Here is a 24,544-nt window from a genome sequence, read left to right as displayed (position 1 = left end):
AATGGGACATAACATCAAACCGGGCGTAGCTACAGGAGATCAAGTACAGGAAATTTTCAATTATGCAAAAGAAAAAGGCTTTGCTCTACCTGCAGTAAATGTTACTGGTTCTAACACCATAAATGGAGTTCTTGAGACTGCTGCAAAATTAAACGCACCTGTTATCATACAATTTTCTAACGGAGGAGCGCAATTTAACGCTGGTAAAGGACTTTCTAATACTAATGAAAAAGCAGCTATCGCTGGAGGTATTGCGGGCGCAAAACACATCCATACTTTAGCAGAAGCATACGGAGCTACAGTAATTTTACATACTGACCACTGTGCTAAAAAATTATTACCTTGGATTGACGGATTATTAGATGCTTCTGAAGAACATTTTGCTGCAACTGGTAAACCATTATTTAGCTCACATATGATTGACTTGTCTGAAGAGCCAATCGAAGAGAATATTGAAATTTGCAAAGGATACTTAGCTAGAATGAGCAAAATGGGAATGACTCTTGAAATCGAACTTGGAATCACAGGTGGAGAAGAAGATGGTGTTGACAACTCAGATGTAGACAGTTCTAAATTATACACTCAACCAGAAGAAGTAGCGTATGCTTACGAAGAATTATCTAAAATAAGCCCAAGATTTACTATTGCTGCTGCTTTTGGAAACGTACATGGCGTTTACAAACCAGGTAATGTAAAATTGACTCCGAAAATTTTGAAAAACTCTCAAGATTTCGTTCAAAAGAAATTCAACACAGGAAACAATCCAGTTGATTTTGTTTTCCATGGTGGATCAGGTTCTACTCTAGAAGAAATCAGAGAAGGAATTAGCTACGGAGTGATAAAAATGAACATCGATACTGACTTACAATTTGCCTTTACTGAAGGTGGACGTGATTATATGGTTAAAAACATTGACTATTTGAAAACTCAAATTGGCAACCCAGAAGGTGCTGATGTTCCAAATAAAAAACATTACGACCCAAGAAAATGGTTGCGTGAAAGCGAAATGACTTTCAACGCAAGACTAGAGCAAGCATTTGCCGACTTGAACAACGTGAATACACTTTAAAAATAGTATTCAGTGTTCCGTTTTTAGTATTCAGTTAGCAAACTGATTATTAAACACTAAAAGCTGAACACTGAATATTTGATTACTGAACACTGAATACTAGAAAAATGGCTTGGTTTAAAAGAAAAGAAAAAGGAATTACAACTGCGACTGAAGACAAAATGGATGTTCCAAAAGGTCTCTGGTACAAATCTCCTACAGGAAAAATTATTGATGCCGACGAGTTGGAACGCAATTTATTTGTAAGTCCAGAAGATGGTTTTCATGTTAGAATTGGTAGTGCAACCTATTTTGAAATCTTATTTGACAACAATGAATTTGTTGAATTAGATAAAAACTTAACGTCTAAAGACCCTTTGCACTTTGTTGACACAAAGAAATATGCAGACCGACTTAAAGATGTTATGGAGAAAACCAAACTTAAAGACGCGGTGCGTACTGGAGTTGGAAAATCCAAAGGTAAAGATGTAGTGATTTGTTGTATGGATTTTGCCTTTATTGGTGGATCAATGGGAGCTGTTGTAGGTGAAAAAATTTCAAGAGGAATTGATCACGCGATTAAAAACAAACTTCCCTTTATCATGATATCAAAATCTGGTGGTGCAAGAATGATGGAAGCAGCGTATTCTTTGATGCAATTAGCAAAAACATCGGTTAAACTAGCACAACTTGCTGAAGCACAACTGCCTTATATCTCACTATGTACTGATCCTACAACAGGCGGAACTACAGCATCTTATGCCATGTTAGGAGATATTAATATCTCTGAGCCAGGCGCATTAATAGGATTCGCTGGACCTAGAGTTGTAAGAGACACTACGGGTAAAGATTTACCTGAAGGTTTTCAAACTGCTGAGTTTCTTTTAGAACATGGTTTCCTAGACTTTATTACAGCTAGAAAAGAATTAAAAAACAAGATTAACTTATATCTCGATTTGATTCAAAATAATGATATTAGATAGTTTTAAAACTACCTATACCAAAAAATCCCAAGAAGCACTTCTTGGGATTTTTTTTTGCACCTAACTTTCCTAAAACTTATACCAGTACTTTTTATAAAACAGCCCAATTGTCAGTTCGAGCAGAGTCGAGAACCACTATTGCATCTCGACTCCGCTCGATGTGCCAAAAATTAGTTTGGACTATATTGTACTTGTTTTTGGCATTAATTCTTTTCTTGAAGCAGAGTGATTCTCATTTTCAAGAGACATCCCTCCTGCTCTACGCTATATCTTTTATCTTGTCTCGTTCTAAAAACGAGACAAGATAAAAGGATGTCGCTGCGATCAGGGCTACTAAGAAAATTGTAGTTTTCATAATTATGTTTCTTAAAATCCCCACGCTAGGCGCAATCATGCAGCTAGGGCAATAAAGTAGACAAAAGCAATGCTGAAACAAAACTTCGTTTCGTATTACATCCCCGTTCTAATCGCTTCAACAGGGTCTAATTTTGAAGCAGTAATCGCAGGCAATATTCCTGAAATCAAACCAATTAATCCTGCTAATAATGTCCCTAAAAGTATATTTCCCATCCCTAAAACAAATTCAAAATCTAATACATTAGTCAATACCAATGCAATAATCCAGACTAAAAACAATCCAATCACACCCCCAATAACAGACAATATAACTGCTTCGAATAAAAATTGAAACAAGATAAAACGATTTTTAGCCCCTAATGATTTTTGAATTCCTATTAGATTCGTGCGCTCTTTTACGGAAACAAACATAATATTAGCAATACCAAATCCTCCCACTAAAAGCGAAAATCCGCTAATCATCCATCCCCCAAATTTCATATTTAAGATTATCCCATCAATTAAATCCGTAAACCCAGAGAATACATTGATGAAAAAGTTATCAATCTCACCCGCTTTCACCCCTCTATAACCTCTAAGTTTTTGTGAAATTTCAGCCTTATATGCCGCCATATCAACTCCTTTATTGGGTTTAAAAACAATAACATTTACTAACGATTCATTATTATCTCCATACAACTGTCTAAGAAAATTAACTGGGATGTATACCGAAGTGTCATCACTGTCTCCAAACAATTCAGCGCCTTTTTTCTTTAGCACGCCAATTACATTAAAACGTTGACCATATACTCTTACTTCCTTTCCAATAGGTTCTATTCCATCAAAAAGTGAATTTGCAATTTCGCTTCCTAAAACAATAACTTTCGCTCCTGAATTCGCTTCCGACTCATTATAAAACCTTCCTTTATCAAATTCCAATCCTTGAATATCTATAAATTCATAGGAAACCGGCACCATATTAACATCACTGACTGTATTTGAATCGTATTTTAGGGATTCTCTTTTAGTGAAAATTTGATAACCCAATTGATCCGTATTGGTCATCGCCCCTTTCATATAAGTGTATTCATCATACTTAATATTCGGAAACTGTTCTCTTTTCCATTTCGGAATCTCAGAAGGCCCAAAAGAAAATTTCATTAAATAAATAGTATTTTTATCTAAACCACTTAAATCCTTTGAGATCTTTCTGTCCAATGAATCTACGGCGGCAAGGACGGCTATAATTGAGAATATCCCAATAGTCACTCCCAATAAAGAAAGTAACGTTCGCAACATATTACTTCGCAACGCATTTATTGCAAAAGCAAAGCTTTCTTTCAATAATCGGAGATATACTAGCATAAAATCTTTTTTGTGTTATCGTAAAAATCCGAAAATATTATTCAAAAACCAAATAATAAACGGCACTACAAGTTGGTATGATCTTTTAAGATAATGTTACAACACTTCATATAAATTTATAATCAAAAAATAACTATTTTTGCACTTTATAACTATAACTACATAATGAATACAACTAAAACGATTCAATCAGCATTAATTTCAGTATTTTCAAAAGAAGGTTTAGAACCCATAGTTAGAAAATTACATTCTCAAAATGTTATTTTATATTCTACAGGTGGAACTGAAGATTTTATAAAAAACTTAGGTATTCCAGTAGTACCTGTAGAAGATGTTACTTCTTACCCTTCGATCCTAGGCGGAAGAGTTAAGACATTACACCCGAAAGTTTTTGGAGGTATCTTAAATCGTCAAGATAACGAAAGTGATGTTCAACAAATGGAGGAATTTAATATTCCCCAAATCGATTTAGTAATTGTTGATTTGTACCCTTTTGAAAAAACAGTTGCTTCTGGAGCTAGTGAAAGTGATATTATTGAAAAAATAGATATCGGCGGAATTTCTTTAATTCGTGCTGCTGCAAAAAATTTCAAGGATACCGTTATTGTTGCTTCAGTAGATCAATATAATTTGCTTTTGGATTTGATAACAGATCAAAATGGCGCAACAACCCTTGCAGACAGAAAACTATTGGCAACAAGAGCTTTTCATGTTTCTTCCCATTATGACACTGCTATTTTTAACTATTTTAATACTGATGAAACTATTTTTAAAGCAAGTATTGCAGATGGTCAAATATTAAGATATGGAGAAAACCCGCATCAAAAAGGATTCTTCTTTGGTGATTTTGACGCCATGTTTAATAAATTACACGGCAAAGAATTATCATACAATAATTTACTAGACGTTGATGCAGCTGTAACTTTGATTAGTGAGTTCAAAACTGACGACCCTACTTTTGCCATATTAAAACACAATAATGCATGTGGTCTAGCCACAAGAAAAACGATAAGTGATGCTTATAACGTTGCTTTAGCATGCGACCCAACATCCGCTTTTGGAGGTGTATTAATTGCAAACACAAAAATCGATGTTGCTACAGCAACTGAAATAAATAAATTATTTTGTGAAGTAGTTATTGCTCCAAATTATGATGCTGACGCTATTACACTTTTGCAAGAAAAGAAAAACAGAATTATATTAGTTCAAAACGAAGTAGAATTACCTCAGAAACAAGTTAGATCTTGCTTAAACGGACTTTTAATTCAAGAAAGAAATAATATTACAGACAATAAAGAAGATCTAAAAACCGTTACTATAACCACTCCTACAGAACAGGAAATTCAAGATTTAATTTTTGCTTCCAAAATTTGTAAAAACACGAAGTCTAACACTATTGTTTTTGCAAAAAACGGAACACTAATTTCATCTGGTACCGGACAAACTTCAAGAGTTGATGCTTTACTTCAAGCAATTGAAAAAGCGAAAACTTTTGGTTTTGATTTAAACGGAGCTGTCATGGCTAGTGATGCTTTTTTCCCTTTCCCAGATTGCGTGGCGATTGCAAAAGACGCCGGCATAACAGCTGTTATTCAGCCAGGAGGATCCATAAAAGATCAATTAAGCATAGACTATTGTAATGAGAACAAACTTGCAATGGTATTTACAGGAACACGTCATTTTAAGCATTAATTTGTCTAACTTTGTACGCTCCTAATTTTTAACTTTTTAAACCCCTGAAAAACTTATGGGATTTTTTGATTTCATGACCGAGGATATTGCGATAGACCTTGGTACCGCTAACACTTTAATCATACATAATGATAAAGTCGTAATTGACAGCCCATCAATAGTTGCTAGAGACAGGATCTCGGGTAAAATCATTGCTGTTGGTAAAGAAGCCAACTTGATGCAGGGTAAGACACATGAAAACATTAAAACAATAAGGCCTTTGAAAGACGGTGTAATTGCTGATTTTGATGCTTCAGAAAAAATGATAAGTATGTTTATAAAGAGCATACCTGCATTAAAAAAAAGAATGTTCACTCCTGCTCTACGAATGGTTGTATGTATTCCTTCTGGAATTACTGAGGTCGAAATGAGAGCGGTGAAAGAATCGTGTGAAAGAGTAAATGGCAAAGAAGTCTATTTAATTCATGAACCTATGGCTGCAGCAATTGGTATTGGTATCGATATTATGCAACCTAAAGGTAATATGATTGTTGATATAGGTGGAGGTACGACTGAAATCGCAGTAATTGCACTTGGTGGAATTGTATGTGATAAATCAGTAAAAATTGCTGGAGACGTTTTTACAAATGACATCGTATATTATATGCGTACGCAACACAATCTATTTGTTGGAGAAAGCACAGCTGAAAAAATAAAAATACAAATAGGAGCCGCTATCGAAGACTTAGAAACTCCTCCAGAAGACATGTCTGTTCAAGGAAGAGATTTACTTACCGGTAAACCAAAACAAGTAGAGGTTTCTTATAGAGAAATCGCTAAAGCGTTAGACAAATCGATTCAAAGAATTGAGGATGCGGTTATGGAAACTTTATCTCAAACTCCTCCAGAATTAGCAGCAGACATCTACAATACTGGGATTTACCTTGCTGGTGGTGGTTCTATGTTGCGTGGATTAGACAAAAGAATTTCTCAAAAAACAGATCTACCTGTTTACATTGCAGAAGATCCATTGAGAGCAGTAGTTCGAGGAACAGGTATGGCACTTAAAAACATTAGTAAATTCAAAAGTATCTTAATAAAATAAGTTTTTAAAGAATTCCGTTTAGAAGCAAATCCTGAAACAAAATAATTATACAAGAGAATGCAGCAAATATTTAATTTTATATTCAGAAACAGTACTAGAATACTGTTTTTGCTGTTATTGTGCATTTCGTTTTTGCTTACTATACAAGCTCACTCTTACCATAGAAGTAAAATAATAAGCTCCGCTAACTATTTAAGTGGCGGCGTGTATGAAAACATCAACAATGTAAGTGAGTATTTGAATTTAAAAACCCAAAATGATGCTTTGGCAATTGAAAACGCCAGACTAAAAAGTATTTTGTTTGCTACTACCGACTCTATTTCGATTACAAAATTAGAAAAAACAAAGGAAAATCAACCTTACGATATTGTGGTTTCAAAAGTGATTCATAACTCTTACAATGTTCATGAAAACTACCTAACCCTAAATTCTGGCGCTTTACAAGGCGTGAAATCTGATATGGGAGTGATTAATAATTTAGGATTGGTAGGAATCATAGACAATACTTCTCCAAAATATTCCACTGTTATCAGCATTTTGAATGTCAAATCTCGAATAAATGCCAAAATAAAAAAATCAAATCATTTTGGTTCTTTAATATGGGACGGTAAAAGTACTGGTTTCGTTCAATTGATAGATGTACCAAGATTAGCAGCAATTAGAAAAGGGGATACTATCGTAACCGGAGGACAATCCGTTATTTTTCCCGAAAACATCAACATTGGAACAATTGATAAAGTAGAAATCGATGACCAAACTCACTACTATACAATAACTGTTAAGCTATTTAACGACATGACTAATTTAGGTCACGTATACATTATAAAAAGTAACAATAGAGAAGAACTAAATAATCTAGAAAAAACAACGAAAAATGAATAGCACATTGTTAGTCAACATTTCTCGATTTATTTTATTATTGGCCGTACAGATTGTTATTTTTAACAATATGAATTTTTTAGGTTTTATAATGCCACTTCCGTATATGTTATTTATTGTTTTATATCCTGTTAACGGAAACAGAGCAGCGCTTTTACTAGCTAGTTTTCTGTTAGGGCTCACGATGGATGTGTTTTCTAATTCAGGAGGAGTACATGCTGCCGCCTGTTTGACTCTAGCATACCTAAGACCTTCTATATTTAAATTTTCGTTTGGGATTAGTTACGAATACCAAACCATAAAATTAAATGATGTTTTAACCCCTGAACGATTTTCTTTTATATTAATTTCAGTAGTAATTCATCATTTTACGCTATTCATATTAGAAGCGTTCCAGGTCAGTTTCTTCTGGGATATATTAATCCGAACATTATTAAGTACTGTGTTTACTATCATTAGCTGTATCATAATAATATACCTAATCAAGCCAAACAAAAGATGAGAAAATTTCTGATGCCTTCCTTAATTATCGTTGGAGCATTGTTGCTGCTGATTCGGATATTTTATTTGCAGGTGATTAATGACAGCTTCAAATTAAAATCAGATAATAATGCCATTAAAATAAAATATGACTATCCCGAAAGAGGTTATATCTTTGATCGATATGGTAAGCTATTAGTTTCAAATCAAGCATCTTACGACATCATGGTAATTCCACGAGAGTTAAAAAACATTGACACGCTGGAGTTTTGCCAATTATTAAATATTACCAAGGAGGATTTTATCGAAAAACTAGCTAAAGCTAAAGTATACAGCCCGCGACTTCCTTCGGTATTTTTACCACAATTAAATAAGAGTGAGTTTGCAGCATTCCAAGAAAAATTAAGGAAATTTGAGGGCTTTTACTTTCAAAAACGCTCGCTACGTGACTACGAAGTAGATTTTGGAGCCAATGTTTTTGGAGGTATCACTCAAGTCAACGAACAATTAATTGCTAAAAATCCTTACTATAATAGTGGTGATTTAATAGGAACACAAGGAGTTGAGGAAAGTTACGAGGAAATTTTGAGAGGAATAAAAGGGGTTAAATATTTTCAAAAAGACAAATACAATAGAGAAATAGGTTCCTATAAAGACGGGAAATACGACACTATCGCTGTACAAGGAGAAGATATAAATCTTACTCTTGATGCTGAACTACAAAAGTACGGTCAGCAGTTAATGATTAACAAAAGAGGAGGAATTGTAGCTATCGAACCTAAAACTGGTGAAATTTTAGCTCTTGTCACCGCACCATCTTACGATCCGTCGATTTTAGTTGGGAGACAACGCTCTAAAAACTATACCTTATTGTATTATGATTCTATAGCAAAACCACTTTACGATAGAGGGCTTTTGGCAGAATATCCCCCAGGCTCTCCCTTTAAGATATTAACAGGATTGATTGGGCTACAGGAAGGAGTGGTCGACGAACAAACAACATTTATGTGTCATCATGGTTTTAGTTACGGAAGAGGGCGCTTTATGAAATGTCACAGTCATCTCCCTAGTCAACAGTTAAATAACGGAATTTACAATTCTTGTAATACTTATTTTGCTAACGTCTACATGAGAACTATCAATAAATATGCGAAGCCATCGGTTGCTGTGGACGTCTGGAGCAATCATGTGAAAAGTTTTGGTCTTGGCCAATTTATGGGTTACGATTTACCAACAGGAAAAAGAGGTAATATTCCGGATTCAAAAACATACAAAAGAATCTATCCTAACGGAGGCTGGAGAAGTACTACCATTATATCAAACTCTATAGGACAAGGAGAAGTTCTTATGACTCCCATTCAATTAGCCAATATGATGGCCACGGTTGCTAATGAAGGTTATTATTACACACCTCATATCATCAAGAAAATTAAAGGAACAGCAATTGACCCTAAATTCAAGGTAAAACATCAAACAACTATCGACAAAAAATATTTCAAACCTATGATTAGCGGTCTATTTGACGTTTATAATTTAGGTACAGCTCGTGCATTGCGAGTAGAAGGAATCGACATTGCTGGTAAAACGGGTACAGCAGAAAATTTTGCCAAAATTGGAGGAAAAAGAGTAAAACTTGAAGATCATTCCATTTTTGTGGCTTTTGCTCCTAAAGACAACCCCAAAATTGCCATAGCTATACTAGTTGAAAACGGGGGCTATGGAGCTGCAATAGCAGGACCAATCGCCAGCTTAATGATCGAAAAATACCTCAGAAAAAAAATTACAAGAACAGATTTAGAAACTAAAATACTGAACACTAGCTTAAAAGACAGATATGCAAAATTAGGAGGAATGAAGGAAGCAAGTGCCATCGAAACTACCCCTAAGGATTCTATTGGAAATAAAAATGGGATGACCAATTTTTCCCCAATTGATTCTATTAAACAAAATTAAAAAGAGATTCGTTTCAAATGAAAAACCAAAGTATAAAGAAAAATCTTGACTGGACATGTATACTAATTTATAGTGCACTTGTGATAATGGGTTGGTTAAACATCTACTCCTCCTCCTTGTCCTCTATAGAAGACACATACCAGAAACAGCTTTTATTTATTATATTGACTATTCCACTAATTTTCATACTACTTACTATTGATGGTAAATTTTATGAAAAATATGCGAGCATCATCTTTGGCGTCTCACTCCTTTCACTAGCAGGACTGTTTTTATTTGGAAAAACAATAGCAGGACAGCGATGCTGGTATGCAATAGGTGGTTTCACATTACAGCCCTCTGAATTCGCTAAAGCAGCAACTTCTTTAGCTTTAGCAAAATTTTTAAGTGACTCACAAATTAATTTAAAAGAAGTAAACCGTCAAATACAAGCATTAGCGATTGTGTTTTTACCCGTTCTTCTTATCTTACCACAGCCAGACCCTGGTAGTGCGCTCATTTATAGTATTTTTATTATTGTTTTATACCGTGAAGGACTCCCATCTTGGTATGTATGGACCGGTTTTGTTGCTATTACTTTATTTGTGCTAACATTAGTTTTACAACCACAATACGTAATATTACTATCACTACTAGTGATCTTAATCATACATTTTAAATCAAGATTAGGAGATCGAAATATCGTTCTAAGTAGTATTCTATTTGCGATAATTTCAGGCTTTGTATTGTCTGTTAGTTATGTTTTTCAAAATGTATTTAAACAACACCATAGAGATCGCTTTAATATATTATTAGGTAAAACGGTCGACTTAAAAGGAATTGGATACAATACTAATCAATCAGAAATTGCAATTGGTTCTGGAGGATGGCTAGGAAGAGGTTTCCTTGAAGGAACTCAGACAAAAGGAGGATTTGTACCAGAACAACATACCGACTACATTTTTACCACTGTTGGTGAAGAATGGGGCTTTGCAGGATCTCTTGTGGTAATTGCACTATTTGTAAGCTTATTTCTTAGGGTTATTTATTTGGCCGAAAGGCAAAAAACAAAATTTAGTCGGGTCTATGGATATTGCGTAGCGGGTATATTATTCACCCATTTCTTCGTAAACATCGCAATGGTAGTTGGTGTTTTCCCTACAATTGGAGTTCCGTTACCTTTCTTTTCCTATGGAGGATCAGGACTTTGGGGATTTACTATTTTACTCTTTATATTCCTTAAAATGGACGCCAATAAAGTAAATGAATGGTAGTCTAGCTAAAGAAAACTTGATTCCTAGTTAAAAACCCAACTACTATAATCAGTGTTCTTTTCTAAGTCATTTTCAATTATATCTTCTAGCTTCGGGAAAAAATCAATCCCCGTTAGTTGTTCAATTTTATCCACGGACACTACAAAATTATAGAGTGGCTTTTCGCTTGGTTCATTTGGAACTAGAAAAGCAATCATTCTATAATCACCATTACTCCTTTTTAATACTATTTTGTAGAAAGAATCTGGAACAACCACTTTTTCTTTACCAATTGTTTTAGTCGAATTCTTAAGAATTCCGCCAGTAACTACATAAACACCATCATATCTAACAGCCCAATAGCGCACTTTTTGTTCCAGCCGATTCCAAAACCCTGTATTAAACTCATGATTTTGCGGAGCAATATTAGATGTATAAAAAGTATCATCGTATGCATCTATATCAAACTGCATGTCTCCTGCAGGACAGAGATGCCCTTTATCATATCCAGAATTTTTATAATTCCTCCAGTCAGCAGAAACACTTTTTACTTTTGGATCTTCAATGAAGTAAGGTCTTCTAAAATTACTTTTGGTGACGTACTCTTTCTTTAATTCATAAGCCATCCACTCTGCCTGCTCCGCTTTTTCGTTATACGAAAGAGTAAAGTACTTGTGCTTGACTATTTCGTTTGAAGAAACTGCTGGTAAATAGTCGAATGCGACATTGAATGTAACTACCGTATTTTTTATTATTAATGTATCAGTCAATAAATTGTTGCTTATTACCTTAGTGCTTTCAAAATCTTTTTTACAAGATGATAAGAGCGACAAACATACTATTGAGAACATTAATAACAGCGCGTACTTCATCTACAAATAATTATTACCCTTTAACATCTAAGGCATCACGCAAAGCATTACCCATCATCATAAACGCTAATGTTATCAACATAATCGCAATACCGGGCACCATTGCTAAATAGGGCTTACCTAAAATAATATAACTATAATGGTCTTTTATGATACTCCCCCAACTAGGAATTGGTGGTTGCGCCCCCAAGCCCAAAAAACTAAGCCCGCTTTCCACTAAAATAGCTGAAGCAAAATTAGCAGCTGAAATTACAATTACCGGTGCCATAATATTAGGTAATATATGATTGAATATAATTCGAAAATTACCAAACCCTAAAGCTCTGGCAGCGGTAACATATTGCATTTCCTTCACACTTATCACTTGACCACGCACGACACGCGCCACCTCAACCCACATTGTTAAGCCCACTGCAACAAAAACCTGCCAAAACCCTTTTCCTAGTGCTAAGGTTATCGCTATTACTAAAAGAAGTGTAGGTATCGACCAAATGATATTGACCAACCACATAATTAATGCATCCACTTTACCGCCAAAATACCCGCCTATTGCACCAAAAAAAATTCCTACAATTAGAGAAATTACGACGACTACAATACCGATAGAAATCGAAACTCTCGAACCGATCAACATCCTGCTAAGCAAATCTCTACCATATTTATCTGTACCCAGATAAAAAGTTCTATTATTAATAAAGTTCTGCTCGACTGATGCAATTGTGTTTTGTCCAGCAAAAGACTTTAGATCAATTTCTTTAACCATTTTTAATGACGGCTCATCATTATACTCAACATACACGATAGTGTTTCCGATGACCTTATAGCTTTCAACAGCGACCTCCGTCACACTATTAGGAAAGCCCATAAAATAATTTTTAACTGTCGTTATTGGTTTTAAATCTAAAGGAATAGACAGCATCGTCACATTAAAACCTGGCGGTTTTGAATGTATGGATAGATGCATTTGATTTGCATTTTCTGAATTATCAGGTGCGAGAACATATGCAAAAATCGAAACGAAAAGTAATATTACGATGAACGCAAAACTGAAAACGCCCCAACAATTCTTTTTGAATTTATGGAGCGCAATTGCAGTTAATGATTGTGTTGTATTATTCATTTTAAAGAAGTATACACTTATGATTTAGCTAGTTTTTCTTTTTTTGGATTAGAAGAACCTTCTTTTTTTAAAATAATTTTCGTTTGTAAATCATCTAAAACATTTAATGCTTCCTCCACATAAATATCTTTAGCTAAATTTTCATGCCATCTATCCCTTTTCTCTTTCAATATACTATCCTTACTAGTCTCAATTACTTCAGATGGTAGAGAAACAAACTGTAATGAATTCTTATATTGCGAAATAGGTTTGTATTTTTTAGCTTTTTCTTCAATTGCATTTTGCGCCATTTTAAATTTTTCTATATTTAAACTGTACGTGTTTTCATTACTTCGGCTATCGATCCATTTAGCATTATCCTCGATTAATTTAAATTGCTCATTATGTGCAATTCTTTCTTTACTATTCAAAACGGCTTTGTTGAAATTAGCTGTTTTATCCCATACCGTATAAGATGCAGCATCAATCTTATCCCAAGGCATAGCATGCTCTACATCTCGTTCTCCCATTTTTAAATAAGCATATCTATCTGGCATAACAATATCACTACTCACCCCTTCTAATTGGGTTGAACCTCCGTTTATTCTATAAAATTTTTGGGTTGTTGTTTTTAATGCCCCTAAATCTCCAACATCACTATTTCGTACAAACTCATTTAGATCGATAACATTTTGTACCGTCCCTTTCCCATATGTTTGTTTGCTACCAATAATAATTCCTCTTTTATAATCCTGGATTGCAGCAGCTAATATTTCTGAAGCTGAGGCCGAGAAACTATTAACCATAATTACTAACGGTCCATCCCATTCAATTTTTTTATCTCTATCGTACAAAACTTCCTTCTTTCTTCCGGCTGATTTGATTTGAACAATAGGACCTTGCTCGATGAACAATCCAGCAATATCAACAACAGTAGATAACGAACCTCCGCCGTCATCTCGAACATCCAGAACAATACCATCTACTTTTGCTCCTTTTAGTCTCTCAACTTCTAAAGCAATATCTTTCCCAGCATCTCTACCTTCTTTATTTTCAAAATCAATATAGAACTTAGGCAAATAAATGACCCCGTATTTCAAGCCATTTTTAGTCACAATGCTAGACTTAGCATAAGTTTCCTCAATCTCTACGATGTCTCTAATTATAGAAATAACTGCAATTGTACCATCCACTTTTTTAACGGTAAGACGAACTTCTGATCCTTTAGGACCCTTAATTTTTTTGACAACATCATCAAGTCGCATTCCTACAACATCAACAGGAGTCGCATTTCCTTGAGCTACCTTCATTACTAAATCCCCTGCTTCGAGCTGTTTTCCTCTCCAAGCCGGACCTCCTGAAATCAATTCAGATATTTCGGTAAAATCATTCTTCTTTTGAAGACGTGCCCCGATACCTTCTAATTTTCCACTAATACTTACATCAAAACGTTCTTTTTCTTCCGGAGCAAAATAATTAGTATGTGGATCAAAACCTGCCGTGATAGAATTTATGTAAACTGAAAACCAATCGTCTCGGTCTAAATCATTCATAAAACCAAAATATTCATCCAAAGATTTTTTAGCACTTTCACGTGTTTCTTTTTCTAATTCAACAAATGTTTTCGGCTTTTCATTATCCTTAGATATGTCACTTTTTACGTCAATGCCTTTACTTTTGTTTTCTTGAATACGCAAACGATCTGTCAAAGATGCAAGCGCAGATAATTTGATTTGCTTTCTCCATCTTTCAGTAAGTTCAGTAGTGTTTTTTGCATAAGGCGCTTTGTCATAATCAGTGTCAAAGCTCTCATCAATTGAATAGTCAAAAGGCACAAGCATTATCCCACTATATATTTTTTTACTTTCCTCCATTCTTTTCATCAAGCGATCGTAAGAAAGGTTAAAGAAAGTCAAGTCCCTATTAATTAATGCATCATCTAATTTCAATTCAAATTCTGAAAATTCATCAATATCAGATTGTAAGAAAAAACGTTTTGATGGATCTAGAGCCTGAACATAATCTTTATAAATACCCTTTGAGAACGTATCATCTATAGTTGCTGGATCGTAATGCCATCTTTCAAGTACAAAAGATAATAATTCTAATCGTAGTTTGTCTTTATCAGGATTGGCATCAACCCCTGATTTTAAATTAAATGCAAATAATGTCGCCGAAAGAAGAACAATTGCAAGTAATATTTTATAATTTCTTTTCATAAAGTTAAGAATAGTATTCATCCAAATTTTTAAACTAATATACGGTAAAAACTATGCCACCCCCCGCAAGTCCTCCATAAATTTTTGTTAAAGATATAAAATTGTTTTTTTGTTTTGCTTTATTCATCCAAGTTAATAAATTTTGTTTTCTTTGTTTGAACAATACAAATTTATCCACTGCAATTTGCTTGCCAAAGCACGAACTATAGCCTAAAAAAAACAAAAACATGGACAAAGCAAAACCTTTAATTTTAATAACAAACGACGATGGCGTTTCGGCTCCTGGACTCCGAGCATTAATTGCCGTAATGGCAGAGATAGGAGATGTTTTGGTGGTCGCACCGGACAAACCTCAAAGCGGGATGGGTCATGCCATAACCACAAACAGCACCTTATATCTGGACAAAATTTCGAAAGAAAATGATGTTATCCAAGAATATAGCTGCTCTGGAACACCAGTAGATTGTGTAAATTAGCGGTAAATGAAATCCTAAAAAGAAAACCAGATTTGTGCGTATCTGGAGTAAATCACGGTTCTAATTCTTCCATAAACGTAATTTATTCAGGGACAATGAGTGCCGCCGTCGAAGCTGGTATTGAAGGAATTCCCGCAATAGGCTTTTCTCTTTTAGACTTCAACTGGAACGCCGATTTTGAGACTATGAAACCCTTTATTCGAAAAATAACCTTAGAAGTTTTAGAAAACAGCTTGCCCAAAGGAGTGGTTTTAAACGTGAATTTTCCGAAATTAACAAAAGAAAACATAAAGGGAATTAAAATATGTCGTCAAGCGAAAGCCCGTTGGGTAGAAAAATTTGATAAAAGACAAACCCCACAAGGAAGAGATTATTATTGGCTTGCAGGGGAGTTTGTAAACCAAGATAAAGGCGAAGACACTGATGAATGGGCTCTAGAAAACGGATATATTTCTGTGGTTCCCGTTCAGTTTGACTTAACAGCACATCATGCGACACAAGAACTTAACACCTGGAAGTGGAATGAATAAAACCGCATTATTTAAAGTATTTCTACTTGGTATTAATTGGGTGCTTTTATTTACACTACCTTGTTTACGCCTTATAATTTCATACAAAGAATTCAAATTATGAAAGCTCAGGGGACGTTGGGTAAATTAATTACACTCGGTTCTATTCTAAACTTAATTGTCTTTACTGTTTTTATTAAAGCTCAACAAAGATCATATCGCGCGAGGCGTTGTACTAGCAGTAATTGTTTTAACCATTTTGACTTTGTTTATTTAAAAATAATAGCTGATTTGCTTGATTGATGAACATTCAACACCTAATTTTGAATACCGAAGTTTTTTAAAACTAATTCACGTCCTTAAAATGAAATACTATATTCTAGCCGGAGAGGCATCAGGCGATTTGCACGGTTCTAATTTGATTAAAGAAATATTCAAACAAGATAAAGAGGCACAAATAAGATGTTGGGGTGGTGATTTAATGCAACAGGCTGGAGCCCAATTAGTTTCTCATTACAAAGAACGTGCTTTTATGGGCTTTGCGGAGATCATAAAAAACCTTTCTTCCATCTTAGATTTTATAAAGACTTGCAAAGAAGACATTCAAAATTACAAACCCGATGCCTTAATATTTATAGACAATTCTGGTTTTAACCTTCGAATTGCTAAATGGGCAAAACCCGCAGGATTTAAAACCTTTTACTACATAAGCCCACAGGTCTGGGCATCTAGAGCGAGTAGAGTAGAAACGATTAAAAACACTATTGACCATATGTATGTGGTTTTACCCTTTGTAAAACCTTTCTATGAAAAATATAATTATGATGTAACCTACGTAGGACATCCATTAATTGACGCTATTCATAATCACCCATCAATAGATTCTACGGTTTTTAAAACTGAAAATCAATTGAGTGAAAAACCTATTATTGCTTTGCTTCCTGGTAGTCGCAAACAAGAAATTACCAAAATGCTTACTGGAATGCTAAGTATTGTTGATGATTTTCCAGATTATCAGTTTGTTATTGCTGGTGCGCCAAGCCAAGATTATTCCTTTTACCAACAATTCATCAAGAATGAAAATATAAAATTCATCTCGAATAAAACCTATGATTTATTGAAGAACGCTACAGCTGCGTTAGTAACTTCGGGAACCGCAACTCTAGAAACAGCCTTGTTTAAAGTTCCAGAAGTAGTGTGTTACAAAGGAAGCTGGGCTTCATACCAAATTGCAAAACGCATTATAACATTAAAATACATTTCTCTTGTCAATCTAATTATGGATGAGGAAGTGGTCACTGAGTTAATTCAGGAAGACTTTAATAAAAAAAATATTAAAACAGAATTACAAAAAATACTGCAGCCCATTTATCGCACACAACTATTGCAAAAATACGATGTCTTAGAAAAAAAACTAGGCGGTACCGGAGCAAGCGAAAAAACAGCCAAGCTGATTGTTGCAGCCTTAAAATAAATCTATTACCAAACAATTAGTAGCGATTGAATCCTTAAAAGCCAAAATCATTTGAAAAAGTCATTATACATACTAACTGTCCTTGTTTTCTTTGCCTCGTGCAAATCTTCTTCGCTCGTTACCCGCTCGTCCGCTGACAGCAAGAAGGAAAATTCAAATCAAATTATTGATAAAATAATACGTTCAGCATCCGAAAATATCGGGATTCGCTATAAAACGGCAGGAACTACAAAGACAGGTTATGATTGTTCCGGATTAGTCTACTCCACTTTTGGTTTATATGACATCAATCTTCCGCGATCATCTTATGAACAATCAAAAATAGGAACTGAACTAGGGCAAAATCTAAAAAAGGCCAAAAAAGGAGACCTGATTTTTTTTAAAACAAATAGAAGATCTCAAATTAATCATGTGGGAATCATTACTGAAGTGGAAAACGATGATATAAAATTCATACACGCTTCTACCTCAAAAGGAGTTATCGTCTCTTCTATGAGGGAATCTTATTATCAAAGCACTTTTGTTCAAGTGAATCGTGTTTTAAAATAAAACAGAATATCCATTTTCTTTAGCGCCAAAATCTGAATTTTTCAAACAATAAAATAAACAGTTTTTTATTGTTAAAATTCTGTACTTTAGAACAATGAAAGTACTGCAGTTCCCTTTGGCGAGAATTACAATAGGTTTTGTATTAGGGATAGCAATCACCTTTTACATAAAACCCGCTCCTGCGTTCCTTTTTGGTTTATTAGCTATCACTTTGCTGCTCTTTTGCACAAGCTATTATTTACAAAAAAACATTCTTAAAAACACAATCTATTTTGGATTAAGCAGTTATCTACTATCCTTTCTGATTGGAGGTGCGACCCTGATAGTTCACACTGATTCTTATCAACAAAGTAACTACACACACAATAGCAGCGTTTTTGAAAAACCACAGTTTGTGTCTCTAGTGGTTAGAGAAAAATTAAAGGGAAGCCATTTTAGCGACCGCTATATCGCTCTCATTAATCAAATTGAAAATAAGAACTACTCAGGAAAAATACTGTTGAATATTAGAAAGGACAGCGCCCATCCTAGCTTTGAAACTGGAACTTTACTAGCCATTAAAGGCGTACTCTATAAAAACAAACTACCAAACAACCCTAATCAATTCGATTACGGCGAATACCTTTCGAAAAAACAAATTTACGCCCAACTATTCACTGACGCTGATCAGATCAGTATTAGTGCCGACTTAAAGAAAGACATCTGGTATTATACTTCTAAATTGCGGACAAAAATTATTCATAATCTAGAGAAAAACAATTTCCATAAAAAAGAACTAAGTGTCGCTATCGCTTTAATTTTGGGTCAAAAACAAGACATCTCCCCCGATATTCTCCAAGACTACCAATATGCTGGTGCGATACATATTTTATCGGTTTCAGGATTACATGTTGGATTCCTCTTGCTATTTTTAACTTTTATCCTCAGCCCGATTCCCAACACAAAAAGAGGTGCCTTACTCAAATTATTTCTAATTCTATTATCATTAGCCACTTTTGCATTAATCGCGGGGCTAGCTCCATCGGTTGTGCGCTCCGTAACTATGTTTTCATTTGTAGCCATCGGATATCAATTGCGCCGTAGTGTCAATATTTACCATACCCTACTAGTTTCTATATTACTGATTTTGCTCTTCCAGCCATCTTTTTTGTTTGATGTTGGTTTTCAACTTAGTTATATCGCTTTGTTCTTTATACTTTGGCTACAGCCGTTACTAGCTTCAATATGGAAACCAAAAAACAAACCCCTAAATTATATTTGGGGAATTCTCACTGTTTCCTTTGCGGCACAAATTGGCACCATGCCTTTGAGTATATACTACTTTCACCAATTTCCAGGTTTGTTTTTCATCACCAACATCATTATCATCCCTTTGTTAAGTTTTATGATGATACTGGGAGTTTTAGTTATGACATTAGCCGCTTTTAATTGCGTTCCGTTTTTCCTTTCCAAACCACTAGAATGGGGCATTCATTATCTGAATAAGATAGTCAATTCGATAGCCTCTTTCGAACAATTTATAATTAAGGACATTCCATTAAACAGCTACTTATTACTCAGCTCCTATTTGCTTATTGTGACAATTATAATTTGGTTCAAAAAACCCACCTTTCATAAATTGATATTCGTTTTCCTTACTATCATTAGCGTACAGATTGCATATGTGCATACCCAATGGCACATCGAAAACGAACAAGAATGGGTGATTTTTAATCTAAAAAGAAACACGATGATAACGGAGCGTCATGGACACAAAGTAATACTATTTGCAAACGACAGCATTACAAAAACCTCAAAAAACAACAGTATTCTTCAATCATATTTAACGGCAAATTTCAGTGTATTGGGCACCAAAGAGAAAATGAAAAACACTGCCTTTTTTAAGGAAAAAAGCATTCTGATTTTGGACAGCACAGGAGTCTATCCAAATAATATAAGACCTAGTCTAATTCTACTAACCCAGTCTCCAAAGATAAATTTAGACCGTATGATTCAACTATTGAAACCAAAACTGGTTGTGGCAGATGCATCAAATTATAAAACAATTCAAAAATACTGGAACAAAACTTGTAAAAAACAAAAAATCCCTTTTCATGCTACTGCTGAAAAGGGATATTATATCTTAAAATAAACTTATTCTTCTACAGATCCAATAAGAATTTGTTTCGAGTTTAAAATCCAAGACTTAACTCCACCCGGCCTATAGCCTGTTTTACCAAGTAATTGATAATTTATCTTATCTTTTCGAACATCAGCTTTTGAAAAACAAATAGCAGGTAAATCTTCCACTCCGAAAGCTCTCTTTAATGACAAATTACGTTCTAAAAATTCATTTGAAGGATCATTTGTAAGATCTAATTTTACCAAAACAACGTTATCTCTTGACCAAAGTGCAAAATCTAAAGTGTTAAAGATCTGAGCATCTAATGGCCCTTTATTAGAATTGTTATCTGTAAACAAAAGCAACATCGGTTTGCGTTCTTGATTGCTAACTGGAATCGCACTAACAACATCAACATTCCAATTTAAAACTTGAGAATGCATACCATAAGACAACAATAATAAAAACGAAATAAGTAATTTCTTAGTCATAAAATTCGGTTTGAAAAATTTCTATAAATTTAACAAAAAAAAAGAAATATTTCACTAGTAAGAAAAAATAGTATGCGAATTCTATAAAAATAATAAAATTACGATTTATTGCCGTTTATAATCTTATCTGCAACTGCTAACCAAGCTGCTGGACCACCGGCCACATAACCGGTATTACCTAATCCTTCAAAATTGACTTTCCCTTCAATATTTTTAGCATTCGCGAAATAAATCGTTGGAAACCCTTGTATTCCAAAAGCTTGTTGCAATTCATTATTCTGTTTTTTCACTTCAGGAGCTTGAAAAGTTCTTCTTGGATAATCTAACTCTACGAGAATAACGTTCTTTGCTGCCCAGTTTGCAAATTCTGGTGTCAATAGCACTTCTTTTTGTAATCTGATACACCATCCGCACCAATCACTACCGGTAAAAAACAACAATAATGGTTTATGCTCTTTATTTCCAATCGCAATTGCTTCATTAACATTCGTGTGCCATTTTAATTCTTGTGCCTCTGAAGAAACGATCCCTATAAAGAACACTATTATTAGATATATTTTTTTCATAAATTATTTATTTTCTGCAAATTAAACAAAAACGATACCATAAAATGCCGCCTACTTTACTCCATGCATTAATTTCTTCATCAATGGAGTTAACAACACCATTATTATACCTATTCCGATAGAAACTACGGTGAAAATCATGAAAAAGGTAGACAAGCTATATTTAGTACTAATAGTTTCAATCATTCCGCCCATAGAACCAGCAATTTTATTTCCCATTCCAATGAACAAGTAATATACTCCAAACATAATTCCAATCCAAGTTGCAGGAACTAATTTACTCACATACGATAATCCCACAGGAGAAATACATAATTCACCAAGTGTATGGAATAGATAAGCTGCAATTAACCAAAACATACTTACTCTAACTACAGAATCAGGATTAATTCCCATACTTCCATAAGCTAGAAATCCAAACCCTAAGCCTAACAAAGTCATCCCAAGACCAAACTTCATAGGTCCTGAAAGATTGTATTTACTTTCCCACCATTTAGAAAAAGCAGGTGCAAAACATACAATAAATAAAGAGTTTAAGATCCCAAACCAAGTTGCTGGAACTTCAGTACCTATAGCAGCATACTCTCTACCTACTTTCCAAAGAACGATTCCCCAAATTATAACAAAACTTGTCGCTAAAATAATATTCCCTAAAGCATATTTTTTAAAAGTTTGCTTGAATAATTTTATCAAAACATAACTAATAACCAGAAGTGGAATTATCGTTAGTAAAGCATCCGCAATTTTAAACATAAAAGCACTTGTTCCAAACAATTCTCTTTGAGTATACTTATCTGCAAAAATAGTCATTGAACCTCCAGCTTGTTCAAAGGCAGCCCAAAAGAAAATAGTAAAAACTGAAAATATTAAAACCGCAATAATTCGATCACGTATAATATTAGCAGGTGTATTTTCTGCTGCAGCTTTTTCTTTAGATTCTTTTTTGGAGGCTGTTGTTGGCTTCAGACCTATTTCTCCAAAAATATTTTGGGTGAAATAAAACTGCAACATACCAAAAAACATAAAAATTCCAGCTAATCCAAAGCCCCAGCTCCAAGAAATTTTTTCTCCTATATAACCACAAAGCATAATCCCCAAAAAGGCACCGGCATTTACACCCATATAATAAAGAGAATACGCCCCGTCTTTTTTCTCCGGATGTTTCTCATATGCATAAGAAATAATTGAGGTCATATTAGGCTTAAATAAACCATTCCCTATAATAAGAAATCCTATACCAATATATAAAAACAAAGGGGTTTCAACTGCCATCGAAGCATGTCCTAAAGTCATTGCAAAAGCTCCGAAAATAACGGCCCAACGATATCCTAAATAGCGATCGGCCAAAAACCCACCAACAACTGGGGTAAAATATACTGACATTGTATACGTTCCATATAAAGCTAATGCATCTTCAACGCTCCATGCCCAACCGCCTTTAGCGATTGTTGACGTTAAAAAAAGCACTAATAAAGCACGCATTCCGTAATAAGAAAAACGCTCCCACATTTCTGTAAAGAAAAGAACGAATAATCCCGCAGGATGCCCTAAAACATTACTTTTAAAAAAATCTTCGTTAGTATTTTGAACCATGTTCTTAAATTATTTAATTTATATTATTTTTCGTTATCCTCAGCACCGTGAGTTAAACGATTTAGTGGTTTTAGTAACATTAAGAACAAAGTACCTATAACAATCGTAAAAACTAAAATCCCTAAAAATACTGAATACTCTCCTAATTCACTAGCCGATTCTCCAATAATACCAGCTACTTTATTCCCTAAACCTGTTGCAGCAAAATAAACTCCCATCATTAATGAAGCATACTTAACCGGCGATAATTTAGTGATAAATGACAAGGCTACAGGTGAAATACATAACTCCCCAATAGTATGGAATAAATAAGCCATTACTAACCATAACATACTTGAAGAACCTACTTTTTCAAATTCCATCGTAGCAAAAACCATGAATAAAAATCCAAATCCCATGATTATAATACCAATTGCCATTTTAAATAACGAAGAAGCTTCTTTCCCTTTTAATTTTCTTTTAGCCCAGTAAGAAGCCACAATAGCAGCAAAAATAATAATAAATCCTGCATTTAAACTTTGGAACATCACCGTAGGAACTTGCATACCTAAAAGTATTCTATCCGTTTTTGAGTCGGCATATAAATTCATTAACCCTCCAGCTTGCTCATAAGCTCCCCAAAAAATGATTACCATGATAAAAGATAATAGCAAAACCAAAAAGCGATCTTTATCTTGTTGTGAATCTAATTCTTTGTAAATCATCATCATTAAAGCAGCAATCACTGTCAAAAAGATAAACAGTAAGCCAAATCCCCATCCTAAACTATACCATCCAAATAGAGAAACTACGGCTAATATAATCGTTAATGTCAATTGTTTTTTTGAAGTCAATAAATTTTGAAAAAGCGCTCCATACGAACTTTCATCAACTGTATTTTTTTCTTGAATTTCTAAATTACCTACATGCGTTAAGTATTTTTGTCCCCACAAATAAACAACAAGTCCTAAAACCATTGCAATTCCGGCTAAACCAAAACCTGCATGCCAGCCCCATTGTGCTACAACAAACCCAATAACCATTGTGGCTAATAAAGAACCTGTGTTAATCCCAATATAGAAAATACTAAATCCTTTATCCCTGCGAATATCTCCTTGTGCGTATAATCCTCCTACCATCGTAGAAATATTAGGCTTTAATAAACCAACACCTAGAATAACTAATCCTAAACCGGTATAAAATGCCCAAGTATCAGTAAATACTAAAACACCGTGACCAATACATAGTATCACAGCACCAAGTAAAACTGCTTTCTTTTGACCTAGTAATTTATCGGCAATCATTCCACCCGGAATAGACATCACATAAACTAACATGGTATACCATCCGTATAAGGCAAGTGCTTCTTGACTTGTCCATCCTAAACCTGGGCCTCTTGAATCACCCATTGTTTCTGTAGTCATGTAAAGAACAAGTAAAGCTCTCATTCCATAATAAGAAAAACGCTCCCACATTTCTGTAAAAAACAAGATGTATAGTCCGATCGGATGACCGAACAAAGTTGATTTTAAATGAGCGTCTGCAGTAGTATTTGACATAATTT

At 34.4% G+C, this 24,544-nt stretch carries 19 protein-coding genes and 1 pseudogene; 12 read left to right on the top strand and 8 right to left on the bottom strand.

Annotation, left to right across the window (positions count from 1 at the left end; all coding sequences use genetic code 11):
• Position 1 precedes the first annotated feature (1 nt).
• Positions 2–1,069 carry a class II fructose-bisphosphate aldolase gene (gene fbaA, locus BMW63_RS02695; protein ID WP_074720948.1) on the top strand — a complete coding sequence of 356 codons (1,068 nt, stop codon included), beginning with the start codon at positions 2–4 and terminating at the stop codon, positions 1,067–1,069.
• Between the two features lie 107 nt (positions 1,070–1,176).
• Entirely contained in the window at positions 1,177–2,031 is an 855-nt protein-coding gene (gene accD / locus BMW63_RS02690) for an acetyl-CoA carboxylase, carboxyltransferase subunit beta (protein WP_074720946.1), read from the top strand.
• A gap of 450 nt (positions 2,032–2,481) precedes the next feature.
• Here accD and BMW63_RS02685 read toward each other — a convergent pair whose 3' ends face one another.
• Complete coding sequence (locus BMW63_RS02685) at positions 2,482–3,732, bottom strand: ABC transporter permease (protein WP_074720944.1); 1,251 nt, start codon at positions 3,730–3,732, stop codon at positions 2,482–2,484.
• A gap of 165 nt (positions 3,733–3,897) precedes the next feature.
• Between BMW63_RS02685 and purH the strand changes: the two genes are divergently transcribed.
• Genes purH through rodA form a run of 6 tightly spaced genes read left to right on the top strand, consistent with a single transcriptional unit; the run spans position 3,898 to position 11,073 of the window.
• A complete protein-coding gene (purH, locus tag BMW63_RS02680; protein WP_074720942.1) occupies positions 3,898–5,424 on the top strand; it encodes a bifunctional phosphoribosylaminoimidazolecarboxamide formyltransferase/IMP cyclohydrolase in 1,527 nt (508 codons plus the stop codon).
• Between the two features lie 55 nt (positions 5,425–5,479).
• On the top strand, positions 5,480–6,508 hold the full coding sequence (locus tag BMW63_RS02675) for a rod shape-determining protein (RefSeq protein WP_074720940.1): 1,029 nt from the start codon (positions 5,480–5,482) through the stop codon (positions 6,506–6,508).
• Between the two features lie 57 nt (positions 6,509–6,565).
• Positions 6,566–7,390 carry a rod shape-determining protein MreC gene (mreC, locus tag BMW63_RS02670; RefSeq protein WP_074720938.1) on the top strand — a complete coding sequence of 275 codons (825 nt, stop codon included), beginning with the start codon at positions 6,566–6,568 and terminating at the stop codon, positions 7,388–7,390.
• Complete coding sequence (locus BMW63_RS02665) at positions 7,383–7,889, top strand: rod shape-determining protein MreD (protein WP_074720936.1); 507 nt, start codon at positions 7,383–7,385, stop codon at positions 7,887–7,889. The genes mreC and BMW63_RS02665 overlap by 8 nt, the downstream gene beginning before the upstream one ends.
• Positions 7,886–9,820 (top strand): penicillin-binding protein 2, encoded by a 1,935-nt coding sequence (mrdA, locus tag BMW63_RS02660; RefSeq protein ID WP_074720934.1) that lies wholly within the window; start codon positions 7,886–7,888, stop codon positions 9,818–9,820. Before BMW63_RS02665 ends, mrdA begins: the two co-directional genes overlap by 4 nt.
• A gap of 17 nt (positions 9,821–9,837) precedes the next feature.
• Entirely contained in the window at positions 9,838–11,073 is a 1,236-nt protein-coding gene (gene rodA, locus BMW63_RS02655; protein ID WP_074720932.1) for a rod shape-determining protein RodA, read from the top strand.
• Between the two features lie 23 nt (positions 11,074–11,096).
• Here the strand turns inward: rodA and BMW63_RS02650 are convergent, their stop codons facing one another.
• Genes BMW63_RS02650 through BMW63_RS02640 form a run of 3 tightly spaced genes read right to left on the bottom strand, consistent with a single transcriptional unit; the run spans position 11,097 to position 15,263 of the window.
• On the bottom strand, positions 11,097–11,924 hold the full coding sequence (locus tag BMW63_RS02650) for a DNA/RNA non-specific endonuclease (RefSeq protein ID WP_074720930.1): 828 nt from the start codon (positions 11,922–11,924) through the stop codon (positions 11,097–11,099).
• 13 nt (positions 11,925–11,937) lie between these two features.
• Complete coding sequence (locus BMW63_RS02645; RefSeq protein ID WP_074720928.1) at positions 11,938–13,044, bottom strand: ABC transporter permease; 1,107 nt, start codon at positions 13,042–13,044, stop codon at positions 11,938–11,940.
• A 17-nt stretch (positions 13,045–13,061) separates the two neighbouring features.
• On the bottom strand, positions 13,062–15,263 hold the full coding sequence (locus tag BMW63_RS02640; RefSeq protein WP_074720926.1) for a carboxy terminal-processing peptidase: 2,202 nt from the start codon (positions 15,261–15,263) through the stop codon (positions 13,062–13,064).
• 206 nt (positions 15,264–15,469) lie between these two features.
• On the opposite strand from BMW63_RS02640, the pseudogene surE reads away from it, so the two are divergent.
• From surE to BMW63_RS02610, 4 genes and pseudogenes are all read left to right on the top strand, one after another.
• Positions 15,470–16,248 (top strand): annotated as a pseudogene (gene surE, locus BMW63_RS02630) (5'/3'-nucleotidase SurE).
• 343 nt (positions 16,249–16,591) lie between these two features.
• A complete protein-coding gene (lpxB, locus tag BMW63_RS02620; protein ID WP_074720922.1) occupies positions 16,592–17,701 on the top strand; it encodes a lipid-A-disaccharide synthase in 1,110 nt (369 codons plus the stop codon).
• A gap of 51 nt (positions 17,702–17,752) precedes the next feature.
• Positions 17,753–18,250, top strand: coding sequence for a C40 family peptidase (locus BMW63_RS02615; RefSeq protein ID WP_074720920.1), 498 nt, complete (start codon positions 17,753–17,755; stop codon positions 18,248–18,250).
• 94 nt (positions 18,251–18,344) lie between these two features.
• Positions 18,345–20,381: a ComEC/Rec2 family competence protein gene (locus tag BMW63_RS02610; protein WP_074720918.1), complete on the top strand. Its 2,037-nt coding sequence runs from the start codon at positions 18,345–18,347 to the stop codon at positions 20,379–20,381.
• Between the two features lie 2 nt (positions 20,382–20,383).
• Here the strand turns inward: BMW63_RS02610 and BMW63_RS02605 are convergent, their stop codons facing one another.
• From BMW63_RS02605 to BMW63_RS02590, 4 genes are all read right to left on the bottom strand, one after another.
• The gene (locus tag BMW63_RS02605) at positions 20,384–20,842 is read right to left on the bottom strand and encodes a hypothetical protein (RefSeq protein WP_074720916.1); all 459 of its coding nucleotides are present in this window, start codon (positions 20,840–20,842) and stop codon (positions 20,384–20,386) included.
• Positions 20,843–20,940: 98 nt separating this feature from the next.
• Positions 20,941–21,408 (bottom strand): thioredoxin family protein, encoded by a 468-nt coding sequence (locus BMW63_RS02600; RefSeq protein ID WP_074720914.1) that lies wholly within the window; start codon positions 21,406–21,408, stop codon positions 20,941–20,943.
• A 51-nt stretch (positions 21,409–21,459) separates the two neighbouring features.
• Positions 21,460–23,001 (bottom strand): peptide MFS transporter, encoded by a 1,542-nt coding sequence (locus BMW63_RS02595; protein ID WP_074720912.1) that lies wholly within the window; start codon positions 22,999–23,001, stop codon positions 21,460–21,462.
• A gap of 23 nt (positions 23,002–23,024) precedes the next feature.
• A complete protein-coding gene (locus BMW63_RS02590) occupies positions 23,025–24,539 on the bottom strand; it encodes a peptide MFS transporter (RefSeq protein WP_074720910.1) in 1,515 nt (504 codons plus the stop codon).
• Positions 24,540–24,544: the final 5 nt, after the last annotated feature.

Source organism: Flavobacterium frigoris, from assembly GCF_900111075.1.
Lineage (GTDB): Bacteria > Bacteroidota > Bacteroidia > Flavobacteriales > Flavobacteriaceae > Flavobacterium > Flavobacterium frigoris.
This window is presented reverse-complemented; position numbering and strand designations above follow the sequence as displayed.